26 protein-coding genes are annotated in these 15,681 nt (G+C 68.3%); all 26 read right to left on the reverse strand.

The window, feature by feature from the left end; genetic code table 11:
* Nucleotides 1-110 precede the first annotated feature (110 nt).
* The 26 genes from rplO to ACSHWO_RS14355 all read right to left on the reverse strand — a co-directional run bounded on the left by rplO (nucleotide 111) and on the right by ACSHWO_RS14355 (nucleotide 15,633).
* Complete coding sequence (gene rplO / locus ACSHWO_RS14230) at nucleotides 111-566, reverse strand: 50S ribosomal protein L15 (RefSeq protein WP_179173318.1); 456 nt, start codon at nucleotides 564-566, stop codon at nucleotides 111-113.
* 2 nt (nucleotides 567-568) lie between these two features.
* Nucleotides 569-751: a 50S ribosomal protein L30 gene (rpmD, locus tag ACSHWO_RS14235; protein ID WP_005313525.1), complete on the reverse strand. Its 183-nt coding sequence runs from the start codon at nucleotides 749-751 to the stop codon at nucleotides 569-571.
* The gene (gene rpsE, locus ACSHWO_RS14240) at nucleotides 751-1,353 is read right to left on the reverse strand and encodes a 30S ribosomal protein S5 (RefSeq protein WP_179173317.1); all 603 of its coding nucleotides are present in this window, start codon (nucleotides 1,351-1,353) and stop codon (nucleotides 751-753) included. Before rpsE ends, rpmD begins: the two co-directional genes overlap by 1 nt.
* A 45-nt stretch (nucleotides 1,354-1,398) precedes the next feature.
* The gene (rplR, locus tag ACSHWO_RS14245; RefSeq protein WP_361090672.1) at nucleotides 1,399-1,782 is read right to left on the reverse strand and encodes a 50S ribosomal protein L18; all 384 of its coding nucleotides are present in this window, start codon (nucleotides 1,780-1,782) and stop codon (nucleotides 1,399-1,401) included.
* A 4-nt stretch (nucleotides 1,783-1,786) separates the two neighbouring features.
* On the reverse strand, nucleotides 1,787-2,326 hold the full coding sequence (gene rplF, locus ACSHWO_RS14250) for a 50S ribosomal protein L6 (protein WP_114053744.1): 540 nt from the start codon (nucleotides 2,324-2,326) through the stop codon (nucleotides 1,787-1,789).
* A gap of 20 nt (nucleotides 2,327-2,346) precedes the next feature.
* Entirely contained in the window at nucleotides 2,347-2,745 is a 399-nt protein-coding gene (rpsH, locus tag ACSHWO_RS14255) for a 30S ribosomal protein S8 (protein WP_042812335.1), read from the reverse strand.
* A 220-nt stretch (nucleotides 2,746-2,965) separates the two neighbouring features.
* Nucleotides 2,966-3,151, reverse strand: coding sequence for a type Z 30S ribosomal protein S14 (locus ACSHWO_RS14260; RefSeq protein ID WP_003956452.1), 186 nt, complete (start codon nucleotides 3,149-3,151; stop codon nucleotides 2,966-2,968).
* A gap of 5 nt (nucleotides 3,152-3,156) precedes the next feature.
* A complete protein-coding gene (gene rplE, locus ACSHWO_RS14265; protein ID WP_351878340.1) occupies nucleotides 3,157-3,708 on the reverse strand; it encodes a 50S ribosomal protein L5 in 552 nt (183 codons plus the stop codon).
* Entirely contained in the window at nucleotides 3,708-4,019 is a 312-nt protein-coding gene (gene rplX, locus ACSHWO_RS14270) for a 50S ribosomal protein L24 (protein ID WP_179173314.1), read from the reverse strand. Before rplX ends, rplE begins: the two co-directional genes overlap by 1 nt.
* A gap of 2 nt (nucleotides 4,020-4,021) precedes the next feature.
* Entirely contained in the window at nucleotides 4,022-4,390 is a 369-nt protein-coding gene (gene rplN / locus ACSHWO_RS14275) for a 50S ribosomal protein L14 (protein WP_003956455.1), read from the reverse strand.
* 102 nt (nucleotides 4,391-4,492) lie between these two features.
* Nucleotides 4,493-4,774: a 30S ribosomal protein S17 gene (gene rpsQ, locus ACSHWO_RS14280; RefSeq protein ID WP_079429300.1), complete on the reverse strand. Its 282-nt coding sequence runs from the start codon at nucleotides 4,772-4,774 to the stop codon at nucleotides 4,493-4,495.
* On the reverse strand, nucleotides 4,774-4,998 hold the full coding sequence (rpmC, locus tag ACSHWO_RS14285) for a 50S ribosomal protein L29 (RefSeq protein ID WP_125540842.1): 225 nt from the start codon (nucleotides 4,996-4,998) through the stop codon (nucleotides 4,774-4,776). The genes rpsQ and rpmC overlap by 1 nt, the downstream gene beginning before the upstream one ends.
* A complete protein-coding gene (rplP, locus tag ACSHWO_RS14290) occupies nucleotides 4,998-5,417 on the reverse strand; it encodes a 50S ribosomal protein L16 (protein WP_352193895.1) in 420 nt (139 codons plus the stop codon). The genes rpmC and rplP overlap by 1 nt, the downstream gene beginning before the upstream one ends.
* A gap of 5 nt (nucleotides 5,418-5,422) precedes the next feature.
* The gene (rpsC, locus tag ACSHWO_RS14295; RefSeq protein ID WP_179173312.1) at nucleotides 5,423-6,262 is read right to left on the reverse strand and encodes a 30S ribosomal protein S3; all 840 of its coding nucleotides are present in this window, start codon (nucleotides 6,260-6,262) and stop codon (nucleotides 5,423-5,425) included.
* Nucleotides 6,262-6,609: a 50S ribosomal protein L22 gene (rplV, locus tag ACSHWO_RS14300; protein ID WP_361090680.1), complete on the reverse strand. Its 348-nt coding sequence runs from the start codon at nucleotides 6,607-6,609 to the stop codon at nucleotides 6,262-6,264. Before rplV ends, rpsC begins: the two co-directional genes overlap by 1 nt.
* Before the next feature lie 42 nt (nucleotides 6,610-6,651).
* Nucleotides 6,652-6,933, reverse strand: coding sequence for a 30S ribosomal protein S19 (rpsS, locus tag ACSHWO_RS14305; protein WP_179173310.1), 282 nt, complete (start codon nucleotides 6,931-6,933; stop codon nucleotides 6,652-6,654).
* A gap of 12 nt (nucleotides 6,934-6,945) precedes the next feature.
* Nucleotides 6,946-7,782: a 50S ribosomal protein L2 gene (gene rplB, locus ACSHWO_RS14310; RefSeq protein ID WP_114053737.1), complete on the reverse strand. Its 837-nt coding sequence runs from the start codon at nucleotides 7,780-7,782 to the stop codon at nucleotides 6,946-6,948.
* A 39-nt stretch (nucleotides 7,783-7,821) separates the two neighbouring features.
* Nucleotides 7,822-8,145 carry a 50S ribosomal protein L23 gene (rplW, locus tag ACSHWO_RS14315; RefSeq protein ID WP_361090685.1) on the reverse strand — a complete coding sequence of 108 codons (324 nt, stop codon included), beginning with the start codon at nucleotides 8,143-8,145 and terminating at the stop codon, nucleotides 7,822-7,824.
* On the reverse strand, nucleotides 8,145-8,795 hold the full coding sequence (gene rplD / locus ACSHWO_RS14320; protein ID WP_125540845.1) for a 50S ribosomal protein L4: 651 nt from the start codon (nucleotides 8,793-8,795) through the stop codon (nucleotides 8,145-8,147). The genes rplW and rplD overlap by 1 nt, the downstream gene beginning before the upstream one ends.
* Before the next feature lie 5 nt (nucleotides 8,796-8,800).
* Nucleotides 8,801-9,445 (reverse strand): 50S ribosomal protein L3, encoded by a 645-nt coding sequence (rplC, locus tag ACSHWO_RS14325; protein ID WP_361090689.1) that lies wholly within the window; start codon nucleotides 9,443-9,445, stop codon nucleotides 8,801-8,803.
* A gap of 14 nt (nucleotides 9,446-9,459) precedes the next feature.
* Entirely contained in the window at nucleotides 9,460-9,768 is a 309-nt protein-coding gene (rpsJ, locus tag ACSHWO_RS14330) for a 30S ribosomal protein S10 (RefSeq protein WP_003948644.1), read from the reverse strand.
* A 454-nt stretch (nucleotides 9,769-10,222) separates the two neighbouring features.
* Nucleotides 10,223-11,395, reverse strand: a complete 1,173-nt coding sequence (locus tag ACSHWO_RS14335; protein WP_438312219.1) for a hypothetical protein — start codon at nucleotides 11,393-11,395, stop codon at nucleotides 10,223-10,225.
* Nucleotides 11,396-11,614: 219 nt separating this feature from the next.
* The gene (locus ACSHWO_RS14340) at nucleotides 11,615-13,516 is read right to left on the reverse strand and encodes a hypothetical protein (protein WP_438312222.1); all 1,902 of its coding nucleotides are present in this window, start codon (nucleotides 13,514-13,516) and stop codon (nucleotides 11,615-11,617) included.
* Between the two features lie 73 nt (nucleotides 13,517-13,589).
* Complete coding sequence (locus tag ACSHWO_RS14345; RefSeq protein ID WP_385833236.1) at nucleotides 13,590-14,495, reverse strand: glycosyltransferase family 2 protein; 906 nt, start codon at nucleotides 14,493-14,495, stop codon at nucleotides 13,590-13,592.
* Nucleotides 14,496-14,500: 5 nt separating this feature from the next.
* Nucleotides 14,501-14,947, reverse strand: a complete 447-nt coding sequence (locus ACSHWO_RS14350; protein WP_438312224.1) for a DUF2304 domain-containing protein — start codon at nucleotides 14,945-14,947, stop codon at nucleotides 14,501-14,503.
* A complete protein-coding gene (locus tag ACSHWO_RS14355; RefSeq protein WP_361090703.1) occupies nucleotides 14,947-15,633 on the reverse strand; it encodes a glycosyltransferase family 2 protein in 687 nt (228 codons plus the stop codon). The genes ACSHWO_RS14350 and ACSHWO_RS14355 overlap by 1 nt, the downstream gene beginning before the upstream one ends.
* Nucleotides 15,634-15,681 lie beyond the last annotated feature (48 nt).

Genomic DNA, 15,681 nt, shown 5'->3' on the forward strand with positions numbered 1-15,681 from the left:
AGGCCACCTTACCGGCGACTGCGCCCCCCGTGGAACGACCAACCGGGGATGCCCCAAATGTGAGGCATCCCCGGTCGGGTTTTCACTCGGTGTCTGTCACCTGGTTCGTCTTAGACGAGCTCGGTGACGGAGCCGCCGGCGGCGGCGATCTTCTCCTTGGCGGAGGCGGAAACGGCGTCAACCGAGACCGTCAGCGCCACGGAGATCTCGCCCTGGCCCAGGACCTTGACGAGCTGGTTCTTGCGAACGGCACCCTTGGCGACCAGGTCGGCCACCGTGACCTCGCCACCCTGCGGGTAGAGCGCGGCCAGCTTGTCCAGGTTCACGACCTGGAACTCGGTGCGGAACGGGTTCTTGAAACCCTTCAGCTTCGGCAGGCGCATGTGGAGGGGCATCTGCCCACCCTCGAAGCGCTGCGGAACCTGGTAACGGGCCTTCGTACCCTTGGTACCACGACCGGCCGTCTTACCCTTCGACGCCTCACCGCGACCCACACGGGTCTTCGCGGTCTTGGCGCCGGGGGCCGGACGGAGGTTGTGGGCCTTCAGCGGGCTGGTCTCAGCCATGATTAGTCAACCTCCTCAACCGTCACGAGGTGGCGGACGGTGTGCACCATGCCGCGGAACTCGGGGCGGTCCTCCTTGACGACCACGTCGTTCAGGCGCTTGAGCCCGAGCGAACGCAGGGTGTCGCGGTGGTTCTGCTTGCTACCGATGTACGACTTCGTCTGCGTGATCTTGAGGCGAGCCATCACACACCCGCCCCTGCACGCGCACGGAGCAGAGCCGCGGGGGCGACGTCCTCGAGCGGCAGACCGCGGCGGGCCGCGATCTCCTCGGGACGCTGCAGGCCCTTGAGGGCCTCCACGGTCGCGTGCACGATGTTGATCGCGTTGTCGGAGCCGAGCGACTTCGACAGGATGTCGTGAACGCCCGCGCACTCCAGAACGGCGCGCACCGGGCCACCCGCGATAACACCGGTACCGGGGGAAGCAGGCTTCAGCAGGACGACGCCCGCAGCCTTCTCGCCCTGAACCGGGTGCGGGATGGTGCCCTGGATGCGGGGGACGCGGAAGAAGTTCTTCTTCGCCTCCTCGACACCCTTGGCGATGGCCGCGGGAACTTCCTTGGCCTTGCCGTAACCGACACCCACGGTGCCGTCACCGTCGCCCACCACGACCAGCGCGGTGAAGCTGAAGCGACGACCACCCTTCACAACCTTGGCGACACGGTTGATCGCGACGACGCGCTCAACGTAGGCGGTCTTCTCGGCGGCAGCGCCACCGTCGCGACCCTTCCGGTCCCGCCGCTCGCCGCCACCGGCACCGCTACCGCGGCGCTGGGGTCCAGCCATTGGATTACCTCTCTCTGTTACGTCCGTTAGTCCCGGAACCGGGGCTTAGAACTTCAGCCCGGCTTCGCGGGCGGCGTCAGCCAGAGCGGCAATGCGCCCGGCGTACCTGTTGCCACCGCGGTCGAACACGACGGCCTCGACACCGGCGGCCTTGGCGCGCTCGGCGACCAGGGCACCGACCTGCTGGGCCTGCGCGGACTTGTCACCCTCGCCGCCGCGGATCGACGCGTCCAGGTGCGACGCCGACGCCAGGGTGTGGCCCTGGAGGTCGTCGATGACCTGAGCGGTGATACCGCGGTTCGAGCGGGTCACGACGAGGCGCGGACGCTCCGCCGTACCCGAGATGCTCTTGCGGATGCGGATGTGGCGGCGCGCCTTCGCAGCGCGCTTGTAAGCGTCGCCCTTGGCGATCTTCACACCGTATGCCATGGCTTTACTTACCAGCCTTTCCGACCTTGCGGCGGATGACCTCGCCCGCGTACTTGACGCCCTTGGCCTTGTACGGGTCGGGCTTCCGCAGCTTGCGGATGTTGGCGGCGACCTCGCCGACCTTCTGCTTGTCGATGCCCTCGACCGAGAACTTGGTCGGCGACTCGACCTTGAAGGAGATGCCCTCGGGCGCCTCCACCAGGATCGGGTGGCTGTAGCCGAGCTGGAACTCCAGAGCGGAGCCCTTCGCGGCCACGCGGTAACCGACACCGCTGATCTCGAGCGCCTTGGTGTATCCCTGGGTCACACCGGTGATCATGTTGGCCACCAGCGTGCGGGACAGGCCGTGGAGGGCCTTGTTCTGACGCTCGTCGTTCGGACGGGTGACGTTCAGAACGCCGTCCTCGCCCTTAACGATCTCGATCGGGGCGGCGACGGTGTGGGAGAGGAGACCCTTGGGGCCCTTCACCGCAACCGTGCGGCCATCGATGGTGACGTCCACGCCGGCGGGAACCGGGATGGGGAGCTTGCCGATACGAGACATAGCTTTTCCTCCGTTCCCGACTACCAGACGTAGGCGAGGACTTCCCCACCCACGCCCTTCTTCTGCGCCTGCTGGCCGGTCAGGAGACCGTGGGACGTGGAGATGATCGCCACGCCCAGGCCGCCGAGGACCTTCGGCAGGTTGGTGGACTTCGCGTAAACACGCAGACCCGGCTTCGAGATTCGCTTGATGCCGGCGATCGAGCGCTCGCGGTTCGGGCCGAACTTCAGCTCGAGGACGAGGTTCTTGCCGACCTCGGCGTCCTCGACCTTCCAGCCGGTGATGAAACCCTCCTGCTTGAGGATTTCCGCGATGTGCGACTTGATCTTGCTGTGCGGCATCACGACGGAGTCGTGGTACGCCGAGTTAGCGTTCCGCAGACGCGTGAGCATGTCTGCGATCGGGTCAGTCATGGTCATGAATTGGCCTTCGGCCTCTCTCGCCGGGGTTTCCTGTATGCGCCATCCCTCTCCCCGTACTGAGACGGGACGGGTGCGGTGCGGGGACCTACGGCGTAGTAAGTCGTGCGGGCGGCGGACGCCCAACCCCACTAGCCTACGGCATGGGGGAGGGGCCTCCGCCGACCCAGATGCTTACCGAGAGTTACCGGCAATCCCAACTGTCCGAGGACAGAAGGATTTACCAGGAGCTCTTGGTCACGCCCGGCAGCTCGCCACGGTGAGCCATCTCACGAAGGCACACGCGGCACAGGCCGAACTTGCGGTACACGGAGTGCGGGCGGCCGCAGCGCTGGCAGCGGGTGTACGCACGCACACCGAACTTGGGCTTACGAGCAGCCTTGGCAATCAGAGCCTTCTTCGCCATCTCGCTTACGCCTCCTTGAAGGGGAAGCCGAGGTGACGGAGGAGCGCGCGGCCCTCAGCGTCGTTGGTCGCCGTGGTCACCACGGTGATGTCCATACCCCGGACGCGGTCGATCTTGTCCTGGTCGATCTCGTGGAACATGACCTGCTCCGTGAGACCGAAGGTGTAGTTGCCACGGCCGTCGAACTGCTTCGGGGACAGGCCGCGGAAGTCGCGGATGCGCGGCAGCGCGAGCGACAGGGTGCGGTCCAGGAACTCCCACATGCGGTCGCCACGGAGGGTGACGTGGGCACCGATCGGCTGGCCCTCGCGCAGCTTGAACTGCGCGATGGACTTGCGGGCCTTGGTGACGGCCGGCTTCTGACCGGTGATCGTGGTGAGGTCGCGGATGGCGCCGTCGATCAGCTTCGAGTCACGGGCGGCGTCGCCGACACCCATGTTCACGACGATCTTGACGAGGCCGGGGATCTGCATGACGTTCTCGTACTTGAACTCGTCACGCAGCTTGCCCGCGATCTCCTCGCGGTACTTCGTCTTCAGACGCGGAGTGGTAGCCATCAGATGTCCTCACCCGTGCGCTTGGCAACGCGGATCTTGTTGCCCTCGTCGTCGAAGCGGTAACCGACGCGGGTGACGACCTTCTTGCCGTCCTTCTCCACGACCAGCTGGACGTTCGAAACGTGGACGGGGGCCTCGGTGATCACGATGCCGCCGGCCTGGTTCGGACCAGCCTTGGTGTGCTTCTTGACCCGGTTGACACCCTCGACCAGGACGCGGTTCTCGCCGGGGAAGGCCGCGACGACCTTGCCCTGCTTGCCCTTGTCCTTACCGGTGATGACCTGGACCAGGTCGCCCTTCTTGATCTTCATGCTTACAGCACCTCCGGCGCGAGCGAGATGATCTTCATGAACTTCTTCTCGCGCAGCTCACGGCCGACCGGGCCGAAGATGCGGGTGCCGCGAGGGTCGCCGTCGTTCTTCAGAATGACGGCGGCGTTCTCGTCGAAGCGGATGTACGAGCCGTCCTGGCGGCGGCGCTCCTTGACGGTGCGAACGATGACCGCCTTGACGACGTCACCCTTCTTCACGTTGCCACCGGGGATCGCGTCCTTGACGGTGGCGACGATGACGTCACCGATGCCCGCGTAGCGGCGACCCGAGCCACCGAGAACACGGATGCAAAGGATCTCCTTGGCACCAGTGTTGTCGGCGACGCGAAGTCGCGACTCCTGCTGGATCACGTCTATCTCCTGTTTGTCTGCCGGTTCCCGGCCGGGGCGCCCTCAACGGGGCGGCCCCGGCCGAGCCTGGCGGAACGAACCTGAAGGAAACCCTTCAGGTGATTACTTGGCCTTCTCGAGGATCTCGACGATGCGCCAGCGCTTGCTCGCCGACAGCGGACGCGTCTCCATGATGAGGACGCGGTCGCCGACACCGGCAGCGTTCTGCTCGTCGTGAGCCTTGAGCTTGTTCGTACGGCGGATGACCTTGCCGTACAGCGCGTGCTTGACACGGTCCTCAACGGCGACGACGACGGTCTTGTCCATCTTGTCGCTGACGACCAGACCCTCACGGGTCTTGCGGAAGCCGCGCTCGGTCTTCTCAGTCACGTTCTTCTCGCTCATCAGGCGTTCTCCACCGTCTCGATGCCGAGCTCACGCTCGTGCATCAGGGTGTAGATCCGGGCGATGTCCTTGCGGACGGCCTTGAGCCGGCCGTTGTTCTCGAGCTGTCCGGTCGCCGCCTGGAAGCGGAGCTTGAACAGCTCTTCCTTGGCCTCGCGCAGCTTGGCAACGAGCTCCTCGTTGCCCAGCTCGCGCAGCTCCGACGCCTTGGTACCGGCCGCCATCACGACTCACCTGCCTCGCGCTTGACGATCCGGCACTTCATCGGCAGCTTGTGGGCCGCACGAGTGAGAGCCTCACGCGCAATCTTCTCGTTCGGGTAGGACAGCTCGAACATGACCCGACCCGGGTGCACGTTCGCGATCCACCACTCCGGGGAACCCTTACCGGAACCCATGCGGGTCTCGGCGGGCTTCTTCGTGAGCGGACGGTCCGGGTAGATGTTGATCCAGACCTTGCCACCACGCTTGATGTGGCGGGTCATGGCGATACGAGCGGACTCGATCTGACGGTTGGTCACGTACGCCGGGGTCAGCGCCTGGATGCCGTACTCGCCGAATGCCACCTCAGTGCCACCCTTGGCCATGCCGCGGCGCTTGGGGTGGTGCTGCTTGCGGTGCTTGACCCTACGGGGGATCAGCATGTCGGTCAGGCCTCCGTTCCGGTGCTCTCGGCCGGAGCGGCGGCAGCGGCGTCGGCCTTGGGGGCCTCGGCAGCGGCAGCCTGCTGCGGCTTGCGGCCACCACGGCCGCCGCGCTCGCCACCGCGGCCACCACGGCCGGCGGGACGGTCGCCAGCGCCGGCACCACGGGCCGGGCGGTTACCCGCGCGGGCCGCAGCGTTCTCGGCGCGAACCTCGGCGATGTTCTTGACGTCGCCCTTGTAGATCCAGACCTTCACGCCGATGCGGCCGAAGGTGGTCTTGGCCTCGAAGAAGCCGTAGTCCACGTTCGCGCGCAGCGTGTGCAGCGGCACACGACCCTCGCGGTAGAACTCGGACCGGGACATCTCGGCGCCGCCGAGACGACCGCCACACTGGATCTTGATGCCCTTGGCGCCGGCCTTCATGGTGCCCTGCATGCTCTTGCGCATGGCACGGCGGAAGGAGACGCGGGAGGAGAGCTGCTCGGCAACGGCCTGGGCAACCAGCTGGGCGTCGAGCTCGGGGTTCTTGACCTCGAGGATGTTCAGCTGGACCTGCTTGCCCGTGAGCTTCTCGAGGTCACCGCGGATGCGGTCGGCCTCGGCGCCACGGCGGCCGATGACGATGCCCGGACGAGCGGTGTGGATGTCCACACGCACGCGGTCACGGGTGCGCTCGATCTCAACCTTCGAGATGCCGGCGCGCTCCATGCCGGACGTCATCATCCGACGGATGGCGACGTCTTCCTTGACGTAGTCCTTGTACAGCTTGTCGGCGTACCAGCGCGACTTGAAGTCGGTGGTGATGCCGAGCCGGAACCCGTGCGGGTTTACCTTCTGGCCCATTACCGGGAACCTTCCTTGCTGCTGACGACCACGGTGATGTGGCTGGTCCGCTTGCGGATCCGGTAGGCACGGCCCTGGGCGCGCGGACGGAACCGCTTCAGGGTCGGGCCCTCGTCCACGAACGCCTCGCTGATGAACAGCGAAGAAGCGTCCGTGTGGTTGTAGTTGTGTGCGGCGTTGGCAATGGCGCTGTCCAGCACCTTGCCGACCGGCACGCTCGCGGCCTGCGGGGCGAAACGCAGGACCGCCTGAGCCTCCGTGGCGTCCATGCCACGGATGAGGTCCACCACGCGGCGGGCCTTCATGGGCGTGACGCGGATGTACCGCGCCTGGGCCCTGGCTTCCATGGTTGTCCCTTCGGTGTAAGTCATAGTCGTTCCCACCCCGCTTTAGCGGCGCTTCGACTTCCGGTCGTCCTTGACGTGGCCGCGGAAGGTGCGAGTCGGCGAGAACTCGCCGAGCTTGTGGCCGACCATCGACTCGGTGACGAACACCGGGACATGGGTCTTGCCGTTGTGCACCGCGATCGTGTGACCCAGCATGCTGGGGATGATCATCGAGCGACGGGACCAGGTCTTGATGACGTTCTTGGTACCGGCTTCGTTCTGGGCGTCCACCTTCTTCACGAGGTGGCCGTCAACGAAGGGTCCCTTCTTGAGACTGCGCGGCATCTAAACCCGCTCCTAGCGCTTCTTGTTCGTCTTGCGGCGGCGGACGATGTACTTGTTCGAAGCCTTCTTCGGCGAACGAGTACGACCCTCCTTCTGACCCCACGGGGAGACCGGGTGGCGACCACCGGAGGTCTTGCCCTCACCACCACCGTGCGGGTGGTCAACCGGGTTCATCGCGACACCGCGGACGGTCGGGCGGACGCCCTTCCAGCGCATGCGGCCGGCCTTGCCCCAGTTGATGTTCGACTGCTCGGCGTTGCCGACCTCGCCGACGGTGGCACGGCAGCGCGCGTCGACGAGACGGATCTCACCGGACGGCATACGAAGGTGGGCCATGGTGCCCTCCTTCGCCAGCAGCTGCACGGAGGCACCCGCGGAGCGGGCGAACTTCGCACCGCCGCCGGGACGCAGCTCGATGGCGTGGATGGTCGTACCGACCGGGATGTTGCGGAGCGCCAGGTTGTTGCCGGGCTTGATGTCGGCCGTCGGGCCGTTCTCAATCCGGTCACCCTGCTGCAGACCGCGCGGCGCGATGATGTAGCGCTTCTCGCCGTCGGCGTAGTGCAGCAGCGCGATGCGCGCGGTGCGGTTGGGGTCGTACTCGATGTGCGCGACCTTGGCCGGCACGCCGTCCTTGTCGTGACGACGGAAGTCGATCACGCGGTAGGCGCGCTTGTGGCCACCACCCTGGTGGCGAACGGTCACACGACCGGTGTTGTTACGGCCGCCCTTGCTGTGCAGGGGGCGGACCAGCGACTTCTCCGGCGTGGACCGCGTGATCTCGACAAAGTCGGCGACGCTGGAGCCACGACGGCCCGGGGTCGTCGGCTTGTACTTGCGGATACCCATTTCTCAGTCCTCGTCCGATTCCGGACGACACAGACTCCGTTAGGAGGCCTGGCCGCCGAAGATGTCGATACGGTCGCCCTCAGCGAGGGTCACGATGGCGCGCTTGGTGTCAGCACGCTTGCCGAAACCGGTGCGGGTGCGCTTGCGCTTGCCCTGACGGTTGATCGTGTTGACCCCGGTGACCTTGACCGAGAAGACCGCCTCGACGGCCTGCTTGATCTGGGTCTTGTTGGCGTGCGGCGCCACGATGAACGTGTACTTGTTCTCGTCGAGCAGCGCGTAGCTCTTCTCCGAGACGACCGGCTTGATCAGCAGGTCGCGCGGGTCGGTGAAGGTCTTGCTGGTAACGGTCGCCTCGGACATCAGGCGTCGCTCCCTTCGGTCTCATCGGCCTTGGGGCCAGACACGAAGGACTCCAGCGCGGCCTGGGTGAAGACCACGTCGTCGGAGACGATCACGTCGTACGTGTTCAGCTGGCCCGGCTCCAGGATGTGCACCTGGGGCAGGTTGCGGGCGGACAGCCACGCGGCCTCGTCGGCACGCTCGACGACCAGGAGCAGGTTCTTGCGCTCCGTGATCTTGCCGAACAGCGTCTTGGCGGCCTTGGTGGAGACGGCACCCTCGACCACGCCGGTGACGACGTGGATGCGGGAGTGACGCGCACGGTCCGAGAGGGCACCGCGGAGGGCGGCGGCCTTCATCTTCTTCGGGGTCCGCTGCGAGTAGTCACGCGGCACGGGGCCGTGGACGACGCCACCGCCGGCGAACTGCGGAGCGCGGGTCGAACCCTGACGGGCGCGGCCGGTGCCCTTCTGGCGGTAAGGCTTCTTGCCACCACCACGGACTTCGCCACGGGTCTTGGTCTTGTGCGTGCCCTGACGGGCCGCGGCCAGCTGCGCGACGACGACCTGGTGGATCAGCGGAACGCTGGTCTTCGCGTCGAAGATCTCCGCGGGGAGCTCGACGGTACCGGCCTTGTCGCCTGCCGGCGAAAGGATGTCAATGGTGCTCATTAACCTCAAGCCCCCTTGGCCGCGGTACGGACCAGGACGAGGCCGCCGTTCGGACCGGGGACCGCACCCTTGATGAGGAGCAGACCCTTCTCCGCGTCCACCGCGTGGATGGTCAGGTTCTGGGTGGTGACGCGCTCGTTGCCCATACGACCAGCCATGCGCACGCCCTTGAAGACGCGCCCAGGGGTGGCGCAGCCACCGATCGAACCGGGGGAGCGGTGCTTGCGCTGCACACCGTGACCGGCGCCGAGGCCCCGGAAGTTGTGGCGCTTCATGACACCGGCGAAGCCCTTGCCCTTGCTGTTGCCCGTGACGTCAACCTTGACGCCGGACTCGAACACGGCCGCGGTGATCTCCTGGCCGAGCGTGTACTCGCTGGCGTCGGAGGTGCGGAGCTCCACCAGGTGGCGGCGGGGGGTGACGTCGGCCTTGGCGAAGTGGCCCTTGAGGGGCTTGTTCACCTTGCGCGGGTCGATCTCGCCGAAGGCGATCTGGACCGACTCGTAGCCGTCGGTGTCGTTGGTACGGACCTGGGTGACGACGCAGGGGCCGGCCTTGACGACGGTGACCGGGACGACACGGTTGTTCTCGTCCCAGACCTGGGTCATGCCGAGCTTCTCGCCCAGGACGCCCTTGATCTGCTTTGCCATCTTCTCGACGCCTCTCAGAGCTTGATCTCGATGTCGACGCCGGCCGGAAGGTCCAGGCGCATCAGCGAGTCAACGGTCTTGGGCGTCGGGTCGAGGATGTCGATCAGGCGCTTGTGCGTGCGCATCTCGAAGTGCTCGCGCGAGTCCTTGTACTTGTGCGGCGACTTGATGACGCAGTACACGTTCTTCTCAGTGGGCAGCGGCACCGGGCCCGCGACCGACGCACCAGTGCGGGTCACCGTCTCGACGATCTTCTTCGCCGAGGAGTCGATGACCTCGTGGTCGTAGGCCTTGAGCCGGATGCGGATCTTCTGTCCCGCCATGGCTACTCCGTAGTCCTGTCTGTTGTGGAAACGCTCTGGCCCTCGGCCGGCTGTGGATCCCTCCACCGCTTCTCTCCGACCCACGCGGTCGGGCGTGTCGCACTCCCTCTCAGAAAATTCCCATACGGAAATTCCCTGGTTCAGGGGGTGCGGTCCCAGGACCGCGTTTCGGGGGAGAAACACCCGCCGAGCGCCTGGCCGGCACCGTGCTGACGCTTCCCGGAAGATTCCCGTACGTCCGCCCCATTGCTGCCCCGAGAGGCAGATAAAGGCGACGAGTACTGTGGGACTCGCTTCCGGTCCTCCCGGCGGGAGGCGCGCAGCATCGACACTCAGCCGAGCAACTTGAGTAGTCTGCCATACGAGGCACGTACCTGGCCAATCGGGCCGAAGAGAATACCCCGCCCCTGTGAGCGGTCAAACCGCGCCACGCGGCGGGGCCCCCTGGTCCGGATCAGGACCGCGAGAGGGTCCCGCAGCCCTCCTGCCGCCCGGTATCCAGGCCGGTGCTGCGGTCGTACGGGTCCACGGGCGTCCCGGACGGCGTGGGCCCGGTCGGCTCGTCCTCGTCGAAGACGGGGTGCACGAATCCGTCGTGGACGCCGCAGGCACTGTTGGCGACGTCACGGTCGGTGGTCTCGATCCACAGCTTGCCGGGGGTCGCCTCCCACTTCCGCGGGTCGGCGACGGAGAACGTCATCTGGCGCCGCACGATGGTGCGCTCGACCTGGTCGGCGCCCGGCTTCGCCTTCACGAACGGGTGGACGAACGTGTAGTCGACGCGCACGCGGGCCTGGCCCGGGTCCTTGCCGGGTTCCGTCCACATGCGGCCGCGGACCTTGACCACCTCCCCCGCCGGCTTCACCACGGCCGGATCGGCCCGGGTGAAGAAGGCCAGCGGGTCGTTCTCCTTAGTCGGCGCCGTCAGCGACCGCTCCAGGCGGGCGAGCTGGTCCTCCGGCTTCGGTTCCAGCAGGGCCAGCGCCGCCGCCGGGCGCTCGCCGCGCAGGGTCGCCGGGTCCAGGTTGGCCGCGACCAGGAACTGCTTGGCCTTGGCCAGGGCGTCGGCGACCTGCTCCTTGGTCATCCCACCGACGGCCTGGGCCTCCGGGACCTCGATCCCGGCCGCGCCGTCGGCCCACTGGGCGGCCGGGGAGCCCTTGAACGGCTCCTTGAGCGTCGGCCGGTCCGGGTGCATCGCGGAGGGCGCGGCCGTGGGGCGCGCGGTCTCGGCGGGGAGCGGCCGGCCGGCCCGGTCGTCCTGCGCGGCCTTGCCGGTGATGCGGTCGATGACCAGCTCCGGCCGTAGGGCGACGAGGGCGAGGGCGGCGATCGCGGTGACGGCCAGCCCGGCCCTGAGCCTCCGCCGGCCCCTCCCCCGCCCCTGGTTCTCCTGCCGGGCCGGGCCGGTCCGCCAGCCCGGCGGCCCGGCGGAGGGGGCCTTGCCCTTCCGCGCCGCCCGGGCCCGCTGCTCGTCCTCGCGGCGCAGGCGGGCGGTCACCTCCCGGGCCCGGGCCGACGGCTCCTTCGGGGCCCCGCCCGCCCCCGCCTCGGCCTCCGCCAGGAAGCGGGCCCACTCCTCGTCGGAGACGCCCGGTCCGTTGTCGTTGCCCCTGTCCATGTCCATGTCCACCCTCGCGCACGGCGGCGGGAGTCCCGGGGAGTGTGCCCCGCAACCCCGCCGAACGGTTTCCCCGGATCGCCGGGCGACGCGGCCCGTGATGCCCTCGCCCCGGCCGGTCGGCGGCGGTCACGTCCGGTACGACCGCGGTCACGCCGGTTGCGGGGACGTGGCGGATGCTACGTGCGGGCACTGACGACCGGGCCGCCGGGGGGTGGGGGGCCGCTACCGCCGCGCCTTGTCCTGCTGCTGCTTCCTCTGCTTCTCGAACTCGGCCTGCCGGTCGCGTTCGACGTCCAGCTTGGAGCGCACCTTCTTGGGGGCCTGCAGCCCGCAGACGGAGGGCCAGTCGTCGGCGAGGATGCCGGCGCACCAGATGAAGTCCTCGATCGGACCGGGCTTCCAGTCGTCCCGCTCGATGTCGTCGCACTCCTTGACGGGCGAGAAGCGCGGGCAGCGGCCGTCCCGGGTCTTGATCGTGTGGGCGCGGTACGCGTCGATGCCCATCGCGTCGACGTCGGACGAGGGCATGTACCGGTTGACCGACCAGGACGCCCCCATCGCCGAGAACAGGGCGAGCACGCACACCATGCCGGCCGCGAGCTGGCGGACCACCCGTCGCGGGATGACCCGGACGGGCTCCGCGCCGACGTCGGCGCGGGCCGTGCTCACGGTGCGCTCGATCCAGCCGGAGCCCCGCTGCACCAGGGCCATCAGGCCGAACACGGCCAGGATCATCAGGCAGTACATGATGATCCAGGTGGTGCGCGGGTAGAGCTGGACGGCCTTGTCCTCGGCCATGTTCGAGGCGAACCAGAAGCGGGCGAACCAGGCGCCCGCCAGGACGGCGCCCGCGGTGCGGACCATGACGTGGCGCAGCCCCAGGCCGAGGCCGAGGCCGACGCCGCCCAGCAGGAGCAGGGCGAAGCCGCTCTGGCCCGCCAGCTCGCCGGCCACCGGCCAGGTCTGGTAGGTCAGGGACCCGGAGCGGTCGGAGACCCAGCCGAGGACGTAGCCCGGGTCCGCGTAGACGGACAGGAAGGCGTAGCGGTCGGGGTTCTGCGCGCCCAGCCGGACCATCTGGTAGAGCAGCGGGGAGCTGACGACCACGGTCGTCAGCAGGGTGGTGACGACGAACAGGCCGGCCCGCTTGCGGACCGCCGCGCCCTTGTACCAGGGGAACAGGAACAGGGCGAGCACGGCCGCGCCGGGAGCGGCCCAGACGTACCAGCCAGAGTACCACAGGAACAGCCCGCCGAAGATCACGCCGGCGGCGGCGCCGCGCAACAGCAGCTGCCGCAGGGCGAGCCGGCCGGCCCGGCGCATGTGGCGCAGCCAGTACCCGAGCAGCGGCAGCAGCACGATCATCACGACGTGGCTGTACGGCCGGATGGGGTCGAGGAAGACGACGGCGGCGGGGACGGCGATCAGCATCGCCCAGAACGGCCGCAGCAGCAGCCGCCAGGAGCAGTACGCCATCGGGCCGGCCACGGCGGTGAAGAAGATCTGCAGGTCGTGCAGGGCGAAGCCGGTCTCGCCGCGGCCGTTGTAGCGGATCTCCGCCCAGAGGGCGATCAGGGCCGGGAAGGCGGGCGGGTAGATGCCCGACATGCCCTCGTGGTGCAGGAACGAGTTGGCCATGTCGATCAGGACGCCCGGGTCGCCCTCCTGCCCGCCGAGCGCGTGCGGCGTACCGCGCAGGGCGACGACGACACCGCCGGCGATGACGCCGGTGGCCAGGCCGGCCAGGGCCGCGCAGACCAGGCGCTTGACGATGCCGTGGCGGCGGGCCGCCCCCCGGTAGGCCGTGTACAGCAGCAGGGCGAGCAGCGGGAGGCCGATGAGGGCCGCGTACTTCTGGAGCGCCGCGAGACCGCTGACCTGACCGAGGCGGACCATGGGGTTGACGCTGATGTGACGGCTGAGCAGCATGAAGCCCAGGGCCGTCACCAGGCCGACGGCGACCTCGGCGGAGGCGTGCGCCCAACGCCGCGACATCCATCCGCGCCGGCGCACCGGGCCTGCCGCGACCGCCCCGCCGGCCGTGGTCCCGGTGCCGGGGGCGGCACCGGGGCGGTCGTGCACCGTACCGGGCTCACCGACCACCTCGGGGGCCAGGTGTGTCATGTCCATCCAAATCGGTCGGGGGCGGCACCGCGGCGGCAGGACCCCGCAGCGGCGGTCTGTCGTGTACGCCGGGTCAGTCGGCTCGCCGACCGGAGGTGAAGGCGTGCCTGGCGAGCGTGCGCAGTCCCTCGCGGTTCCCGCGGCGCAGGGCGCCGGGCAGCATGGTGATCGCGTGGAGGCGGGAGGCGCTGTGGAACCGGGCCGCCTTGGCGGCCTTGGGCCAGCCCCGGGCGTCCATGCGCGCGGCCACCGCGTCGAAGTACCGCTCGGCCTCGGTGAAGCGGGTACCGGAGAACGCCTGGACGGAGGACTCGCTGACCGCGTGGCGGCGGTAGCTGAAGACGGTCTCCGTCTCGTCGATCACCATCTGCTCGCCGGCTTCGAGCAGGTCGACCACCAGCGCCAGGTCCTGGATCACCGAGTACTCGTCCCGGAAGTTGACCTTGCGCAGGGCGTCGCCGCGCCAGCAGATCGACGGGAAGTACAGCCAGTTGCCGCGCAGCACGCTGGTGGCCAGCTCCTCGCCGCCCATCACCCGCCGACCGTCGACCTGCGGGGCGTACAGCCGCCGCTTGGTCTGGTCGGCGAGCCCGTACGACACCTTGCCGTCGCCGTCGATCACCTCGACGCCGGGCTGGACCATGCCGATGCCCGGGTGGGCCTCGATGATGCCGCGGACGGTCTCCAGGTAGTGCGGGTGCAGCAGGTCGTCGCAGCCCATGATGACGACGTGGTCCGCCTCGGAGAGGTAGACGCACTTCTGGAAGTTCTTGGTGATGCCGAGGTTCTGCTCGTTGCGCAGGTACGTCACCCGCGGGTCGCGGAGCGACTCGAACCAGCCCGGGACCTCCGGTTCCTTGCCGTCGTCGATCACGACGAGGCGGAAGTTCGGGTCCGTCTGGGCCAGGACGCTGCGGACGGCGTCCTGCATCAGCTGCACGTCCCCGTAGTAGGGGAGCATGAAGTCGAAGGTCAGCACGGGTGTCAGGCCTTCACGGTCTCGGGGTCCGCTGCGGACTTGGCCTCGGCCTCGGGCGCGGCCTCCGCCCTGGTCTCGGGCGCGGCGCCGTCGGTGCTGCCGAGGCGCTGCTCGTTGTGCCGGGCGCCCTCGCTCAGGGCCACCGTCCGGGCGAGGTCGGTGATCTTCTTCTCCAGCGAGCGGAAGCGCAGGAAGGTGTTGAGCGTCAGGAAGCCCATCGCCAGCACCATCACGTACAGCACCAGGTCGGTGCCGCGGCCGACGCCGAGCGCGTGCGCGACCCAGGTGACGTCGCCCGGGCGGAGCACCGCGTACACGTTGACCACGACGAACAGCGAGAACGCGATGCGCTTCCACGCACGGTTCTTCGCCTGGCCCCAGGTGCGTATGAACATCAGGGCCATCGACAGCGAGCCGGCGATGAGCAGCAGCTGAATCCAGAAGTACTTCATCAGCGGCCACGCTCCCGCATAGTGATGTCGAAGACGATGTTGACGCCGTTGATCAGGGACTGGCCCTTGGCGCGCGAGTAGTCGGTGTAGAGGATGTCCACGGGGACCTCGGCGACGCGCAGGTCGGACGCGGCCAGGAAGCCGACGATCTCGGACGCGTGGGCCATGCCGTTCATGGTGATGTCGAGCTGCTCGGCCGCCTTGCGGCTGAGCACGCGCAGCCCGTTGTGCGCGTCGGTGAGCTTGAGCTTGCGGGCGGTGGGGCTGACCGCGGCGGCCGTGCGGAGCACGACCCGCTTGATCCACGGCACCTGGCCGTTCTGCTCGATGAAGCGGGAGCCGAGCACCACGTCCGCCTCGTCGGCGCGCAGAACGGCGACCATCTTCTCGACGTCCGCGGTCTGGTGCTGGCCGTCCGCGTCGAAGGTCGCGAAGTACGTGGCGCCGGGCTGGGCGAGGGCGTACTTCAGACCGGTCTGCAGGGCCGCGCCCTGGCCGAGGTTGACCGGGTGGCGCACCAGATGGGCGCCGGTGGTCGCGATGTGCTCGGCGGAGTCGTCGGTGCTGCCGTCGTCGACGACGACGATGTTCGGGAACGTGGCCCGCGCTCCCTCGACGACGCCGGCGATCACCTGGCCTTCGTTATAGGCCGGTATGACCAGCCAGACATCGTCGTATCGGGACACGGTAGCTCCAGCGGAAAGTGGCACGTGCTCGTGCTCGGTGATCGGTGA

Source organism: Streptomyces pallidus (ex Mingjun et al. 2026) (genome assembly GCF_051550185.1).
Taxonomy (GTDB): Bacteria; Actinomycetota; Actinomycetes; order Streptomycetales; family Streptomycetaceae; genus Streptomyces.

What these genes read in the sequence shown, in the direction of transcription:
- rplO (WP_179173318.1), bottom strand. Translation starts at nt 566, where the DNA reads ATGGCTGAGACCAGCCCGCTGAAGGCCCACAACCTCCGTCCGGCCCCC.
- rpmD (WP_005313525.1), bottom strand. Translation starts at nt 751, where the DNA reads ATGGCTCGCCTCAAGATCACGCAGACGAAGTCGTACATCGGTAGCAAG.
- rpsE (WP_179173317.1), bottom strand. Translation starts at nt 1,353, where the DNA reads ATGGCTGGACCCCAGCGCCGCGGTAGCGGTGCCGGTGGCGGCGAGCGG.
- rplR (WP_361090672.1), bottom strand. Translation starts at nt 1,782, where the DNA reads ATGGCATACGGTGTGAAGATCGCCAAGGGCGACGCTTACAAGCGCGCT.
- rplF (WP_114053744.1), bottom strand. Translation starts at nt 2,326, where the DNA reads ATGTCTCGTATCGGCAAGCTCCCCATCCCGGTTCCCGCCGGCGTGGAC.
- rpsH (WP_042812335.1), bottom strand. Translation starts at nt 2,745, where the DNA reads ATGACCATGACTGACCCGATCGCAGACATGCTCACGCGTCTGCGGAAC.
- ACSHWO_RS14260 (WP_003956452.1), bottom strand. Translation starts at nt 3,151, where the DNA reads ATGGCGAAGAAGGCTCTGATTGCCAAGGCTGCTCGTAAGCCCAAGTTC.
- rplE (WP_351878340.1), bottom strand. Translation starts at nt 3,708, where the DNA reads ATGGCTACCACTCCGCGTCTGAAGACGAAGTACCGCGAGGAGATCGCG.
- rplX (WP_179173314.1), bottom strand. Translation starts at nt 4,019, where the DNA reads ATGAAGATCAAGAAGGGCGACCTGGTCCAGGTCATCACCGGTAAGGAC.
- rpsQ (WP_079429300.1), bottom strand. Translation starts at nt 4,774, where the DNA reads ATGAGCGAGAAGAACGTGACTGAGAAGACCGAGCGCGGCTTCCGCAAG.
- rpmC (WP_125540842.1), bottom strand. Translation starts at nt 4,998, where the DNA reads ATGGCGGCCGGTACCAAGGCGTCGGAGCTGCGCGAGCTGGGCAACGAG.
- rplP (WP_352193895.1), bottom strand. Translation starts at nt 5,417, where the DNA reads ATGCTGATCCCCCGTAGGGTCAAGCACCGCAAGCAGCACCACCCCAAG.
- rpsC (WP_179173312.1), bottom strand. Translation starts at nt 6,262, where the DNA reads ATGGGCCAGAAGGTAAACCCGCACGGGTTCCGGCTCGGCATCACCACC.
- rplV (WP_361090680.1), bottom strand. Translation starts at nt 6,609, where the DNA reads ATGGAAGCCAGGGCCCAGGCGCGGTACATCCGCGTCACGCCCATGAAG.
- rpsS (WP_179173310.1), bottom strand. Translation starts at nt 6,933, where the DNA reads ATGCCGCGCAGTCTCAAGAAGGGACCCTTCGTTGACGGCCACCTCGTG.
- rplB (WP_114053737.1), bottom strand. Translation starts at nt 7,782, where the DNA reads ATGGGTATCCGCAAGTACAAGCCGACGACCCCGGGCCGTCGTGGCTCC.
- rplW (WP_361090685.1), bottom strand. Translation starts at nt 8,145, where the DNA reads ATGTCCGAGGCGACCGTTACCAGCAAGACCTTCACCGACCCGCGCGAC.
- rplD (WP_125540845.1), bottom strand. Translation starts at nt 8,795, where the DNA reads ATGAGCACCATTGACATCCTTTCGCCGGCAGGCGACAAGGCCGGTACC.
- rplC (WP_361090689.1), bottom strand. Translation starts at nt 9,445, where the DNA reads ATGGCAAAGCAGATCAAGGGCGTCCTGGGCGAGAAGCTCGGCATGACC.
- rpsJ (WP_003948644.1), bottom strand. Translation starts at nt 9,768, where the DNA reads ATGGCGGGACAGAAGATCCGCATCCGGCTCAAGGCCTACGACCACGAG.
- ACSHWO_RS14335 (WP_438312219.1), bottom strand. Translation starts at nt 11,395, where the DNA reads ATGGACATGGACAGGGGCAACGACAACGGACCGGGCGTCTCCGACGAG.
- ACSHWO_RS14340 (WP_438312222.1), bottom strand. Translation starts at nt 13,516, where the DNA reads ATGACACACCTGGCCCCCGAGGTGGTCGGTGAGCCCGGTACGGTGCAC.
- ACSHWO_RS14350 (WP_438312224.1), bottom strand. Translation starts at nt 14,947, where the DNA reads ATGAAGTACTTCTGGATTCAGCTGCTGCTCATCGCCGGCTCGCTGTCG.